Raw genomic sequence first — 14,359 nt, forward strand, 5'->3', positions numbered from 1 at the left:
GTGTGGGTAGCGGAACTCAGACGCCGCCTAGTCAGCGGGATCCCCGCCTATTACGCGGCTTCGTGGATCGGCCTCGCCAAGAGCCCCGACAGGATGGGCACGGTCTGAGAACCCGCCGCGGTGCGAGTTGCGTGCGTGGGCCAAGCGGCTTCGCGCTTGTGTCGACTCGAGCAGGGCGTCGCTTTGCGCGTCGCGGTGACAGTTGCATGGGCTTGCATGGGCGAGATGAGCGGCTCCGCTGCGGGGGCGCTTTGGGCGGGCGTTGCTTTGCTTGTCGTGGTGGTCGTTGCCTGGGTGGCTGCGCGGCTCGTTGGCCTGATCGTGGCGGCCGTTGTGGGGGTGCGTGGTTGCGCCGATTGGTGGAGCCGGTTGCGTCCGGGCGGGGGTTCGCGGGCCGGGCTTCGGCGAGGTGCTCGTGCGGCGTTGATCGTGGTGGTCTGGGGATTGACCCGGAGATCGTTTGTTCAGCCGGACGGGTTAACCTCTTGGTGCGCACGATGGGCGTTTTGCGAGTTTTCTCAGCGTGCGTTCGATTGCGGAAGGTGACGTCGTGGGTTCTTGAGGTCGGGGCGATCGGTGCCGGAACGGCATCGGTTTCTCAGGAGTCCGCAACGCCGCGCCGGTTTTAACCGCCACCAGTCGGGAACCTTCTTCCTCCTCGCGCGTTGAAACGCGCTGATTCACCTTCGGAGCCAGAATGACGAGATTCGTGGCGCCCAGCGCCGACGAACACGACGAGTTACCCGCCGACATTCCGGGCGAGCGGACCACCGCGGCGGCGGTCGCGGGCGGTTCGCGATCTGCCGGACGTCCCTTCCGGGATGCCGCCGCGTGGTCGATCGGCGGGCTGTCGTTCCTCGTCAGCGCGTTATTCCTGGCCGTGAACCTGGCCTACAACCAGTGGAACTTCATCCCCCCGGTCGACGACGCCTACATCCACCTGCAGTACGCGCGCCAGATCGGTACCGGGCACTTCCTGCAGTACAACACCGGTGACCCGATCAGCACCGGCGCGAGCAGCCTCCTCTACGTGCTGATCCTCGGCGGCGCCTACGCGCTGGGCGTCCAGGGCGCGGCCTTCCTGCCGTTCGCGATGACGTTCGGCGCGCTGTGCCTGGCGTTGACCGCCGCGGGCACCTACCGGCTCGGCGCCCGGCTCGTCGGCCGCCAGGCCGGCCTCTTCGCCGGGCTGCTCGTCGCGCTCAGCGGCCCGCTGGCCTGGGGCGCCACCAGCGGCATGGAGATCGCGTTCGTCGCCTTCCTGCTCGTCTCGCTGCTGCTGGTGTTCACCGGCGAGCGCGCGCAGAGCCGGTTCGTCTGGACTCCGCTGGTCGCGGTGGCGGCCGCGCTGACCCGGACCGAAGCGCTGCTGTTCGCCGGGATGCTCGGCCTGGCGATGATCTGGCACGTGATCGCGCACGCCCGCGGCACCCGCGCGGCCTGGCCGCGCGTGATCGGCCGGATCCTCTGGATCGGCCTGCCGGTCTACGCCGCCGGGGCCCAGTACCTGTACTACTGGTCCGCGACGGGTTCGGCGGAGCAGAACGGCGTGCTGGCCAAGTCGCTGCTGCACATGCCGGCGGTGTACCCGCTGGAAGTCGCGGACAAGGTGCTCAGCAATTTCCGCATCTTCCTGGACGCTTTCACCGGACTGTCCACTCAGGACTACGTCTTCCCCGGTGCGTTGCTGCTCGCGGTGGCGGGCGTGATCGGGCTGTTCCGGCGGTTCCCGCAGTGGCGCGGCCTGGCGCTGGCCGCCGGGCTCGGGGTCGTGCTGGTGCTGGCCTCGGTGTCGACGCTGGAGTATTCCGACATCCACCACATGCGCTACGTTCAGCCGCTGATGCCGATCCTGCTGCTGTTCGGCGTCATCGGGATCCACTCGGCGGCGCAGCTGTTCACCGGTGGCGCGCGGCGGTCCGTGCTGGTCGGCGGCGTCGTGGTGGCCTTGCTTTTCACCGTCTCCCAACTGCCGGCGTGGAGCCTGCGGCAGGCGCAGCAGGCCGCCGGGATCCGGGACCAGCAGGTGACCATCAGCCACTGGATCAAGGGGCACCTGCCGCGCGGGGCGAGCGTCGCGGTCAACGACGTCGGCGCGATCGCCTACTTCTCGGACCGCTACGTGGTCGACCTGATTGGTCTGGCCACCACCGGGTTCGCCACCCCGAACCTGCACGGTGCGGGCAGCCTCTACGAGGAACTTCGGCACCTGCCGCAGCAGCAGCGGCCGGACTACTTCGCCATCTTCGACTCCTGGAGCGTGCATGGCCTCGGTGAGGGCGGACTGTTCGGCCGCGAGCTGACCACCTTCGAGCTGAAGTCGCCGGCCTTCTCGCACACCACGATCGGCGGGATGTCGGCCTGCCAGGCGGCGCGGACCTGCAACAAGGTGACCATCTACCAGGCCGACTGGAACGCGCTGGGTTCCGGCGCCGAGCCGCTGCAGGCGCCGAACGGGCAGATCCGCGACCGCCTCAACGTCGCCGACCTGCGCGACGAGGAACGGCACGACTACCAGGTGATCCCGGCGCACCAGGGCTTCCAGCCGGAAACCCACGTCAAGACGGTCACCGGGCCCGACGGCGGCGACGTGGTCGACAGCGGTCGGCACGTCATCGGCGGCGAGAGCTTCACCTTCCATGACTTGATCCCGCACCAGCCGCTGACGGTCATGGCGCGCATCGATGCGACCGAGCCGGAGGCCGACGAGCCGACCGGTTCCCGGGCCGTCCAGGTCGAGGTGAACGGGAAGGTCGCGGGCATCTGGCAGTTCGACGCCGATCCGCGCGGCTGGGTGGAGACCACCTTCGAGATCGCCGCCGAGCTGGTCACCGATTCGGCCGTGACCATCGAACTGGGCCCGTTGCAGGAATTCCTCGGCCCCTATCCGGATTACCAGTCCTACTCGTACTGGGCTAGCCAGTGACCGCTCCAGTTCCGGACGTCCCGGCCGAATGCCGGGGCGTCCGGCTTCCGGGTAGCCCGCCGGAATCGTGAATCGTCCACTGTGCACCCGGCCGGTCTCCGTCGGGTGACGGCCCTGCCCGCCGGTCGCTGTACCCGAACCGCTACCCTGAGTTGGCGCGCCAAGATCACCTTGTTCCGATCCGGCCCCGCGATTTCACATTCGCGTGATCCGGTCGGGTGCATCATGACGCGATGTGCGGAAATCCACTGGCTCACCGGAAACGTGCACGGTGTGTTACGAAGGGGCTCGCAAGCGGGTGAACAGCCATACTGATCCAGACCAGAACCGGCCTGGTGAGCGTCTTCTTCTCGGTGGTGCGCCGAAAGTGGTTTGCCCGAAAGGCCTATTCACGGCGTGACGGCGACGGCTACGTGCGACCGATTCCGCCACACCGGAACTCGCAACCACTACTTCTGGTGACCATGTCATGTTCTACTCGTACCTGCGTGCCGGGGCTGGCCCGGAACGCTGAGGTACCGACCCGACGACACTCAGCGCAAGCAGGGATAAAGAGATGACCGCCATGCCGCTGGAAACACTGGCGCAACTGGACGTACTGGCGCAGCAGACACAGGTGGGCACGGGAGGCATTCAGGGCTGGATCCTCGAAAACCTGCTGCCGCTGCTGCTGCTCACCGTCGCGATCCTGCTGCTGTGGCTGGGCGGCGGCAAGGGCGACAACGCGGGCGTCATGCGCCGCGTCGGCGGGGTGATCGTCGCGCTCGCGATCATCGGTCTCGCCGTCAACGGGGCGGGTGTCAACATCGGCACATTCATCGCTGGCCTGTTCAGCACCAGCGGCGGGTGATCCGGCGTGCGAATACGGACCGACGACGAGATCTACCGGGTCGACGCGGTCTGGCTCGGCCCACCCAATGCGACCTTCCCGTGGCGGGCCCGCTACGTCGCCTGGGGCGTGGGGCTCGTGGTGTTCCTGATCGTGCTCGGGGTCGAGCGCCGGATGAACATCGGCTTCGGCTTCTTCTCCACCGCGTGGGCCGTGGTCATCACGGTCGTCGTCACCCGGATCATCTGCTCCCGGATCGGGCACGAACGCCCGCTGGGTGCGGTGCTGGTGATGTGGCTCCGCGAGCTCACCGCGCCCCGCGAGAAGACGTCCGGCACGGGCGGCGCCGCCAGCGCGGCGCGAATCAGGGTGAAGGCGCAGCGTCCTCGGCCCAGGAAGAAATCCAAGCGGGTTCGCCCGCAGCAGCCGCAGCAACCGCAGCGGCCCGCCCGGTCCAGGCAGCCGGCGGCCCGCGGCACGGTTCCCAGCAGGCGCACGCGTAGCAAGGAGGTTCGCGGTGTTCGGTCGCCGGCGAGGCCGTGAGCGCAACACGCACCAGGTTCCGGGTCCCCGCGGTTCGAACGGCAAGGTCCGCAGCGCCAGCGGAAAGCAAAGCAAACGCGGCCGCGGACCCAGCGACGAGCAGTCCATCCCGAACTACACGCCGTCGATCGCCGCGCGGTCGATCGACGGCCACGTGCTGCGCACCGGCCAGGACGTGTTCGCCTGGTACCGGCTTTCGCCGCAGCGCTGGTCCTTCCGCTCCGATTCACAGCGCCAGGACCTGATCGCCGCGATCGCCGGCCAGTACGCCGAACTGCAGGGCCGCTGGATGCACCTGCGCGTGACGAACCGGCCCTACCCGATCAGGATGTGGGCCGAGGCGCACGTGCACAACGCGCGCAACCCCATGCCGGACGCGCCCGGTGCGCTGTCCTTCGACGACTACATGGTCGGCGAGCAGCAGCAGCTGATGGGCCGTTCCATGGCGGAGAAAGAGGTCTACCTGGGCGTCCAGGTGCAGACCCGCAACGTGGTGGACCGCGCCGTCGAACGCGCCGCGCCGCTGCTGCGCCGGGTGTTCCCGGAAGCGGTGGACGCCGAACTCGTCGCACTGGACAGCGAGATCGAGCACCTGGACCAGGTGATCGGCTCGGCCGGGCTGGACGGGCGTCCGGTGAGCGCCGAGGAGATCTCCTGGCTGATGCACCGCTCGTGCTCGCTGGGCCTGCCCGCGCCGCGCAACCTGCCCGCGGTGCCCGGCGCTCCGTGGGAACCGGAGGACCTCGCGTCCTTCACCGACGCCTCCGACATGCACCAGGACCCGTACGCGCCGACCGTGACGGTGCGCGGCCGCACCGGCTCGAACGCGGGCGTCACCCGGCACCTCGCGGTGCTCACCGTCGGGCAGACCCACGGCCTGCAGATCCCGGAGATCGACGACCCCTGGGTGCAGCACTCCGACCGGCTGCCCGCGCCCGTCGAGTGGTCCGCGCGGATCTACGTGCGGCGCCCCGAAGACGTCGGCGGCGAGCTGCAGCGGCAGATGAACAAGGTGCGCTCCCAGGTGCGGCACTACACCGATGAGCACGGCCTGGAGCCGCCGACCTCGCTGGCCCGGCAGGCGGGCCGGGTGCTGGAGGTCGACGACGAGATGACCTCCGGCTTCACCGCGCTGGCCACCCGGGTCAAATCCTGGTGGCGGCTGGCGGTTTCCGGCCCCACCGAGCGGGACGCGCTGCGGTTGGCGCAGCAGATCCTCGACCTGTACAAGCCGAAGGTCGCCATCGAGCACCCCGAAGCGCAGTACGCGATGGCCCGTGAATTCATCCCCGGCGAGCCGTTGGCCAACAGCGCCTACCTGCGCCGAGGATCGGTGGTCTGGGCGGCTTCCGCGGTGCCGCAGGCGACCGCGGAGGTCGGCGACCGGCGTGGCGTCCTGCTCGGCGAGACCTGCACCGCGACCCGCCGCCCGGTGGCCTGGGACCCGTGGATGGCGCAGGAGATCCGCGACGCTTCCGGCCTGACCGCAATAGTCGCCGGGTTGGGTGGGGGCAAGGCGCTTGCCCTGGACACCCCGCTGCCCACACCGACTGGCTGGACCACGATGGGTGAGGTCAAGGTCGGCGATCAACTGCTGGGAATGGATGGCAAGCCGACTCGCGTGATCGCGGCAACCGACGTTTTGCTCGATCGTCCGTGTTATGACGTGGTGTTCGCGGATGGGTCAGTGATCCGCGCCGACGCGCAGCATCAATGGCTGACCCGGACGAGGAAGGACTGGAAGGCCCAGAACCGGCTAGCGGAACGACTCCGCCTGGCGGCCGCCACGATGCCGAGCCCGGAACCGCCTCCGGGTAGCTGCGCCTGCGGCTGTGGGCAGCCGACGAAGGCGTGGACTTACCGGCGCACCCCTGACGCCCGCAGCGATGGCACGGTCTACTATTCGCGTTTCGTTCGCGGGCACCAGCGCCGTGGTGAGATCTCGCTGGAGGTCAATCAGCGCCCCACGATCCATACGACCGCTGAGATCGCTGCGACGCTCAGTTCCGGCGGGCAGCGAAACCATGCGGTTCCGGTCGCAGCGGCGTTCGACCTGCCGGAAGCCGATTTGCCTGTCGAGCCGTACCTGCTTGGGGCGTGGCTCGGCGACGGCACCTCGTGTCGAGCGGCCATCACGGTCTTCGATCGTGAGATCATCGACGAGATCGAGTTTGCCGGCCAGGAGTGCCGGTATCGTCCGTCGCAACGGGATTACGGCTTGCCGGGTGCGGTGCAGCAGAATTTGCGGCGGATGGGCCTGCTGGACAACAAGCACATCCCGGCCGCCTACCTACGGGCGTCCGAAAGGCAGCGCCGCGCGTTGCTCGCCGGTCTGCTCGATATGGATGGGTACTGCAAGCCGTCGGGTGGCATCGAGTTCTCCGTGACGAACCAGCGACTGGCTCGGGATGTTCACGAGTTGGTGCTGGGACTGGGATACCAGGCTCGGTTGCGCACGAAGCGGGTAACGGGGCGGCATCCGCACACCTCGACCGCCTACATCGTCTCGTTCACCACCTCGGACAAGGTGTTCCGGCTCTCGCGGAAGCTGGCGCGGCTCAATCCGAGCATTCGGGACACGAACCGCTATCGCTACATCGCCGATGTAGTGCCGGTGGAATCTGTTCCGGTGCGTTGTGTCCAGGTGGATAACGCGGACCACATGTATCTGGCCGGGGAGACGTGCATCCCCACGCACAACTCCTTCCTCGGCGGCGGCACCGTCTACAAGACGCTGCGCTCCGGGGCGCACTGGACGCTGCTGGACCCGTCCGGACCACTGGCCGCGCTGTGCGAGCTGCCCGAGCTGCGGCCCTACGCCCGGCCGATCAACCTGCTCAACGCCCAGCCCGGCATCCTCAACCCGTACCGGGTGGTCGCGGAGCCGGAACTGGAGCACTTCGTCGACGAGGAAGACCCGGAGCGCAGCTGGCGCCGCGAGCGCGCGCTGGCCGCGGCCACCCGCCGCCGCTTGGTGCTCGACGTGCTGACCGGGCTGCTGCCGTACGAGGTGGCGCGGCTGCCGCAGACCCGGATCGTGCTGCTGCGCGCGGTCCGCGCCGTCGGCGGCCGGCCCGACGCCCACCCGGGCATGGTCTTCGAGGCGCTGCGCCGTGACGCGAGCGAACACCACGAGCACGCCGTGGTGGTGGCCGACTTCCTCGACGAGATCCGGGAGCGGATGTCGCTGCTGATCCCCGAGGTCAACGCCGACCCGTACTCCGAGCGCCGCGAGGACCGGCTCACGGTGCTGACCATGGCGGGCCTGACGCTGCCTAAGGACGGCGTCGGCCGGGAGCACTGGACCGACGCGGAGGCGCTTGGCGTCGAGATGCTCAACCTGGCCGCCTGGCTGACGCAGCGGTCGATCTACGAGCGGCCCAAGAACGAGCGCAAGGGCGTGTGGATCGACGAGGCGTTCTTCCTCTCCGAGGTGCCGACCGGCCGGGTGCTGATGAACCGGTTCGCCCGCGACTCCCGGAAGTGGAACGTCCGAGTCCTGCTGTCCAGCCAGATCCCGGCGGACTTCCTGCGCATCCAGGGCTTCGTTTCCCTGCTGGACTCGGTGTTCATCGGGCGGCTGGACGACGAGCAGGCGCAGGCCGACGCGCTGCGGCTGCTCAAGGTGCCAGTCGGCGCCGGGTACGAACAGGTGGTGGCGGCGCTGGGCCGCCGCCCCGGCCCGGCCCGCAACGCCACCGAGCGGGACCACTCGCCGCGCCAGTTCATCTTCGGCGACGGGGCCGGCGGGGTGGAGAAGATCCGCATCGACTTCTCCGGCCCGCACCTGGAACACCTGCGCGACGCGCTGGACACCACGCCGTCCGCCGACGACCGCGTCGAACGCCGGGCCCTGCAGCCGGTCGACAACGGCGCGAACTCCGACTCCAGCGTCCCGGCGCTGCGCTCGGCCGAGGCGTACGCGGACGACTTCGAAACGTTCGACGAATTCGAGCTCGAAACGGTCGGCATCGGCTACACCGATGACGGCAGCGAGCGCTCGACCGGTCGGCCGGGCGAGCGGGGTGGAGAAGACGCGCGGTGAGCGGCGCAGTTCTGGTGACCGTGCTGGCCGCGGTGATCGTCATGGCCCTGCGACTTCGGCGGCGGCGTGAGACCCGAACGCAATTTCAATGGAAATCGGACCTTCGATTTCCATTGAAATTGCACACCGCACCCAAGCACACCGCACCCAAGCACACCGCACCCAAGCACACCGCACCCAAGCACACCGCACCCAAGCGGACCGCGCCCAAGCGCCGCGCGTTCGCGCTCGTCGCCGGGCTGATCGCGATCCAGGCGCTGATCGGCGCCCCGGCCTGGGGTCAGGGCTTCGACTGCAAGGAAGCGCCCAATCCTGAGCGACCGGGCTCGGGCATGGTCGGAGCGCTGGATCCCGCGCCGATGGGTGTCGGGAATCCGGGCAGCGCCTACGACGAGGTCGGCTACGCAGGCCTGGTCTGGCACACCTACGACCTCGGCTGCGGCCCACAGGGCGTGACCAATCCGAACGCGCTGGTCGACACGTGGCTCGGCAACGAGATGTTCAACGTCGCCAAGAACCTCGTCGGCGCCACCAACGGCCTCCACTACGCGCTGCTCAACGGCGACCTGATGGACCCGCTGGACGACGTCATCGCCACCGGCACCGTCGCGCTCTACGACAGCGTGTTCACCCCGTGGTTCGGGCTGGTCGCGCTGGTGCTGGCGATAGTGCTGTTCCGCTACATCTGGCAGGGCGACCTGGCCACGATCGGCAAGCGGGGCATGTGGGCGCTGGCGGGGCTTTGGTTCGCCTCCGCGACCTACCTGACGCCGCTGGTCTACACGCACGCGCTGGACGACGTGGTGATCACCGGGACCTCGGCGGTGCAGGCGGGGTTCCTGCGGGAGGTCGGCGTCGACGAGGCCAACGCGCTGCCGACGCTGCTGCACGACCAGGTCATCTACCGCAACTGGCTGCGCGGCGAGTTCGGCTCGCCCGACTCCCCGCAGGCCCAGCAGTTCGGCCGGGAGCTGCTGCGCGCGCAGGCGTGGACCAAGCAGGAGGTCAACGACGGGGCCGACGCCGGTTCACCGGAGCCGAAGAAGCAGGCTTTCGAGGACGTCGCCGGCAAGATGGGCAGTTCCTACGGCTACTTCCAGGGTGTCGACGGCAGCCGCGTCGGCTCCGGGATGCTGGCCCTGGTGCAGGGCCTGTCCTACGCGGCGTTCCAGCTGCTGGCGAAGGCGACGATCCTGCTCGCCCAGGTGCTGCTTCGGGTGCTGATCCTGGCCGGGCCGCTGATCGGGCTCGTTGCGCTGATCTACCACCAGGTGCTGCGCACCATCGGCCGGGTGGCCGGGGCCGCAGTGCTCAACGTGGTCATGATCTCGGCGCTGGCCGGGCTGCACACCCTGATCCTGACCTGGATCTTCGACCCGCTGCGCGGATTCTCGGCGCTGACCCAGATCCTGCTCGCCGCGCTGGTCACGGTGGTGTTCCTGCTGGTGGCCAAGCCGGTCCGGCGGATCGGCCAGATGGTCCAGCTGTCGGTGGGCACCGTCGGCCGCGCCATGCCGCGCGCCCCGCAGGGCCTGTTCGCCAAGTTCCGCGGGCGCGGGCGGTCGGAGGAAGAGGGCGGCAACTTCTGGGACCAGGTGCGCGACATGGATCCCGACGAGGAGCACGGGACGCCGCAGCGCGGCCGCCGGCGGAGCCGTCCGGAGGCACAGCACATGTCGGTCGCGGCGACCGCGCAGCGGTTGGACCGCGACGCGCCGGCCGCGGTGGCGGCGGGCGCGGGAACCGCGTTGCCCGCCGGAGGCGCGGCGCGCCGACCAGGCGGAGCGGCGGCGCTGCCGGAGGCACGGAGCACGAGCCGAGTGGTCGATACCAACCCGGTGGCGGATGCCAAATGGGATGGGATGGACGAAGATCCGGTGCTGATCCCGTCGCGCACGGCCGGTTCCCCGGTCCCCGGACCGCCGGAACAACCGGCACCGCGCCGAGCGGAGATGGAGGTCGTGGCCGGCCGGCCGGTCTACGTGGTCTACCGGCCTTCCCGAGGGCTGGAGGTAGCCGATGGCTGAGCGGAAGAGGGGTAGCTGATGCCGATCCGGACGCATCGCGGCCGGGCCGCGGTGTACCGCAGGCTGTGGGGCTGGCCGTTGCGCTCGCCGAAGCACCTGGCGACTGCGGTGATCGCGCTCGCCGTGGTGGCTACTGCCATCGGTTTCCTGCTGCCCGAGCCGCCGCCGAGCGGGAACATGGCCGCCCCCCGCGCCTCCGCGTCCCAGCGCTCGGCGGTGGTGCCGCCGCCGACCCGGACGAAGTCGCCGCCGACGATCACGGTGCCGCAGGCCGGCCCGGCGCCGGTCGCCCCCGACCCGGCCGGGCTGGCCGTCGTCGAGCAGTGGGGCAAGGCGTGGGTGGACCACCCGGTCGGCGCCGACCGCCAGCAATGGCTGGACAAGCTGCGCCCGTACACGACGGACGAGTTCCTCACCGAGATGGCGTCGGTGGATCCGAGCAACGCGGGCAACGTGATCACCGGTGCGACCACCGTGGTCAGTTCCACCGGGGGCTCGATGGTGGTGCGGTTGCCAACCGACATCGGCGCGCTCTCGGTGACCGTGAACAAGACCCCTGCCGGTTGGCGAGTCGCCCAGTACGACAAGGAAGGTTGACATGCGGAAGCTCGTGGTTGCGTTCGTCGTGCTCGCGGGTTTCGCAGGTCTGATCGGCGTCGGCGCGGTGACCGCCCTGCTGGTCGGCAGCGGCGGGCGGGGCGCGGGCTGGTCCAACTGCAGCGCAGACCTGGGGCCGTGGGGCGATGGCGCGGGCCGCGGCGAGCGGGACGCCGCGGCGCTGTCCGGCGAATCGATCGCCATCGCCAAGCGCATCATCGAGATCGGCAAGCAGCGCGGCCTGCCGCCGCGGGCCTGGCAGATCGCGATCCAGGCGGGCAAGACCGAGTCGAACCTGGTCAACGTGTTCCACGGCGACCGGGATTCGCTGGGCATCTTCCAGATGCGGCCGTCCATGGGCTGGGGCTCGGCCCAGCAGGTCACCGACGTGGACTATGCGATCAACAAGTTCTACGACGTGCTGCTCGCGGTGCCTGGCTGGGAGGAGATGCGGCCGGGCGACGCCTCCCAGCGGGTGGAGCGGTCGGCGTTCCCGCTGCGTTATCACAAGTGGGAGCCGATGGCCGCGCACCTGGTGAGCGTGGAGGGCAACGTCGAGGGCATCAGTGCCTGCCAGGACCTGCCCAGCGCCGGCGTGCTGGCCAGCCAGGCGATCCAGTACGCCCAGACCCAGCTCGGCAAGCCGTACGTGTGGGGCGCGGCGGGGCCGAACGCCTTCGACTGCTCGGGCTTGACGCAGCAGGCCTGGAAGGCGGCCGGGGTGGAGATCCCGAAGTACTCGCAGAGCCAGTACTTCCAGGGCGGCGCGCACGTCCCGCTGGCCCAGGCGCAGCCCGGTGACCTGGTGTTCTGGGGGTACGGCCGGGATCCGAACGGAATCCACCACGTGGCGCTGTACCTGGGCGACAACGAGGTCCTGCACGCGCCGCAGCCCGGCGAGTCCGTCGAGGTGACGAAGTTGTGGGACGGCGGCCAGTTGCTGCCCACGGTGGTCCGCCCGGCCGCCGATCCGGCGCCGTCGAGCGGGGCTGGATCCTCGACGAGCGAGCCCGCCCCGCCTGCCGGGACCGCGCCGCGCGAGCCCGGTGCACCCGCCGACACGCCGTCGCCGGGCGCGCCCGCTCCTGCCGCCGGGGGTGCGCGGTAGGTAAGAATGGCGGCGGCCTGCTGACCTTCGGAAAGGGTTGATCATGTTCACGCCGGACCCGATTCCGTGGCCGTCTCGTCCGCCCGCGTCGAGCACGCCGCTCGGGGACTACCTGACCAGGCAGCCCCGGCCCGGGGTGGACGGCGGGTACGCGGTGCTGCCGCGATCGCTGGCCGAGGCCATGCCGCTGCCGTGGCAGCAGCAGATGAGCAACCTGCTGGCGGAGTTCCACCAGGCCTTCGGGCACCTGCAGTGGCCCGTGTACCGGGTGGTGCCGTCCCGCTACGAGCGCCTGGTGGACCTCGACGACGACCAGCTCGCCGAGGTCGGGTGCACCGTGGAGGTCGGCGACAACGGCGACCTGGAGTACCGGATGCGGGATGGTCGCCGCATCGCCAACCCGGAGAACCACCAGGTGCTGGTGTCCTGCTTGGACCCGATCCTGCGGCAGGACCCCGGCGGCCAGCAGCCGATGCCGGCCGCGCCTCCCCCGCCGGCCTGGTGAGGTTGGGACATACCGGTCGTGTCGCGGCCCGGAGCGTGACAGGTGCGCGCTGTCGTGCGAGGCTCGAGGCATGGGCGGCGGAAGTTGGTACTTCTGTTTGAAGCATCGGCAGGTGGAGCCGAAGGCCGGTTGCCGGGCTGCTGAGCGCCTGGGGCCGTACCCGGACCGGGAGACCGCTGCTCGCGCGCTGGAGATAGCCGAGGAGCGGACCAAAGCGGCCGACGACGCCGACCGGCGCTGGAACAGCGAGGACTGAGCTCGTGGCGGCGGCGGGGATCCCACCGGGTGGCACCGTAGCTGCCGCCGCCTTACCGACCGGTCGGAGTCGGCCGGAACTGGGCTTGGACTTCTCGGCGATCCGCGCCGAGCTGGGGCTGCCCATCGACTATCCGACCGCCGCGCTCGCCGAGGTGGAGCAGACCGTCGCGCAGCCGGTGCCCACCGGGGCGCGGGTGGACGCCACCGACCTGCCGCTGGTGACGGTCGACCCGCCCGGCTCCAAGGACCTCGACCAGGCGGTGCTGGTCCGCCGCCGGCGCAGCGGGTTCCGCATCCACTACGCGATCGCCGACGTCGCCGCTTTCGTGCTGCCCGGTGGCGCGCTGGATGTCGAGGCGCGGCGGCGCGGGCAGACCCTCTACCTGCCGGACGGCAACGTTCCGCTGCACCCGACGCGGTTGTCCGAAGACGCCGCGAGCCTGTTGCCGGACCAGGTGCGCGCGGCCGTGTTGTGGACGCTCGACCTGGATTCCGACGGGCTGCCGGTGCGCGTCGACGTCCGGCGGGCGCTGGTGCGGTCGGTCGCGCAGCTGGACTACGACGGCGTGCAGCGTTCGCTGCGGCACGGCGACCCGCATCCTTCGATCGCGCTGCTTCCCGAGGTCGGGCGGCTGCGCCGGGAGCAGGCGGTGCTGCGCGGCGCGATAGAGCTCGGCCTGCCGGAGCAGCAGGTGGAATCCGACGGTGCGGGCGGGTGGCGGCTCGTGCTGCGGCCGCGTCTCGTGGTCGAGGAATGGAACGCGGAGATCTCCCTGCTCACCGGCATGTGCGCGGCGGAGATGATGCTGTCGGCCGGGATCGGCGTGCTACGCACGGTGCCCGACCCGGAGCCGGAAACGGTCGCTGGCCTGCGCCGTTCGGCGAGCAGGCTCGGCGTGCACTGGCCGGTGGATACCCCACCCGCAGCCGCGCTCGCGAGGCTCAACCCGATCAAGCCGGAGGCGCTGGCAGTACACGTGGCGGCGACCCGCCTGCTGCGCGGCGCGGGCTACACGGCCTTCGGCGACGGGGCGCCTGCGAAGGCCAACCACGCGGGCATCGGAGCCTCGTATGCGCACGTGACGGCCCCGCTGCGCCGGTTGGTCGACCGCTACAGCGCCGAGGTGTGCCTGGCGGTGGCTTCGGACCGGGAAGTACCGGAATGGGTGCGGGCGGCGTTGGCGGAGCTGCCCTCAGCGATGGGCAGCTCCGACCGGATGGCCGGGCAGGTGGAGCGCGCTTGCATCGCCCAGACACAGGCCTGGTCGCTGGCGTCGCGCGTCGGTGAGGAGTTCGCCGCGACGGTGCTGCGCGTGCCCAACGGGTCGGCGGGCGAGGTGTTCGTGGCCGATCCGCCGGTCATCGCGCGGTGCACCGGCACCGGGCTCGGCGAGGGCCAGCAGGTCAGGGTGCGGCTCGTCGAGGCCGACCCGGCGCGCCGCGATGTCGCGTTCGAAGTGGCTTGACGCACACCCCGTGGCGCATTCGTGTCTCCGGGTCGATTGTGGAATTCGCATGGTC

The 14,359-nt window shown here is 70.2% G+C and carries 10 protein-coding genes; all 10 read left to right on the plus strand.

From position 1 onward, the window contains the following. Positions 1 to 697 precede the first annotated feature (697 nt). Positions 698 to 2,926 carry a glycosyltransferase family 39 protein gene (locus FDZ84_RS20405; RefSeq protein WP_168587214.1) on the plus strand — a complete coding sequence of 743 codons (2,229 nt, stop codon included), beginning with the start codon at positions 698 to 700 and terminating at the stop codon, positions 2,924 to 2,926. A 556-nt stretch (positions 2,927 to 3,482) separates the two neighbouring features. Continuing rightward, positions 3,483 to 3,776 (plus strand): hypothetical protein, encoded by a 294-nt coding sequence (locus FDZ84_RS20410; RefSeq protein ID WP_010695437.1) that lies wholly within the window; start codon positions 3,483 to 3,485, stop codon positions 3,774 to 3,776. Positions 3,777 to 3,782: 6 nt separating this feature from the next. Then, positions 3,783 to 4,298 (plus strand): hypothetical protein, encoded by a 516-nt coding sequence (locus tag FDZ84_RS20415; protein WP_168587215.1) that lies wholly within the window; start codon positions 3,783 to 3,785, stop codon positions 4,296 to 4,298. Next, on the plus strand, positions 4,273 to 8,343 hold the full coding sequence (locus tag FDZ84_RS39055) for an ATP-binding protein (protein WP_246868300.1): 4,071 nt from the start codon (positions 4,273 to 4,275) through the stop codon (positions 8,341 to 8,343). The genes FDZ84_RS20415 and FDZ84_RS39055 overlap by 26 nt, the downstream gene beginning before the upstream one ends. Further along, on the plus strand, positions 8,340 to 10,370 hold the full coding sequence (locus FDZ84_RS20435; RefSeq protein WP_246868301.1) for a hypothetical protein: 2,031 nt from the start codon (positions 8,340 to 8,342) through the stop codon (positions 10,368 to 10,370). Before FDZ84_RS39055 ends, FDZ84_RS20435 begins: the two co-directional genes overlap by 4 nt. An 18-nt stretch (positions 10,371 to 10,388) precedes the next feature. Next, a complete protein-coding gene (locus FDZ84_RS20440; protein ID WP_168587216.1) occupies positions 10,389 to 10,967 on the plus strand; it encodes a hypothetical protein in 579 nt (192 codons plus the stop codon). Position 10,968: 1 nt separating this feature from the next. Beyond that, positions 10,969 to 12,075: a C40 family peptidase gene (locus FDZ84_RS20445; RefSeq protein WP_168587217.1), complete on the plus strand. Its 1,107-nt coding sequence runs from the start codon at positions 10,969 to 10,971 to the stop codon at positions 12,073 to 12,075. A gap of 43 nt (positions 12,076 to 12,118) precedes the next feature. Continuing rightward, entirely contained in the window at positions 12,119 to 12,580 is a 462-nt protein-coding gene (locus tag FDZ84_RS20450; RefSeq protein WP_168587218.1) for a hypothetical protein, read from the plus strand. Positions 12,581 to 12,650: 70 nt separating this feature from the next. Further along, a complete protein-coding gene (locus FDZ84_RS20455) occupies positions 12,651 to 12,836 on the plus strand; it encodes a hypothetical protein (RefSeq protein ID WP_168587219.1) in 186 nt (61 codons plus the stop codon). Between the two features lie 4 nt (positions 12,837 to 12,840). Further along, positions 12,841 to 14,304: an RNB domain-containing ribonuclease gene (locus FDZ84_RS20460; RefSeq protein WP_168587220.1), complete on the plus strand. Its 1,464-nt coding sequence runs from the start codon at positions 12,841 to 12,843 to the stop codon at positions 14,302 to 14,304. Positions 14,305 to 14,359 lie beyond the last annotated feature (55 nt).

The organism is Saccharopolyspora sp. ASAGF58 (assembly GCF_012277335.1).
Classification (GTDB): Bacteria; Actinomycetota; Actinomycetes; order Mycobacteriales; family Pseudonocardiaceae; genus Saccharopolyspora; species Saccharopolyspora hattusasensis.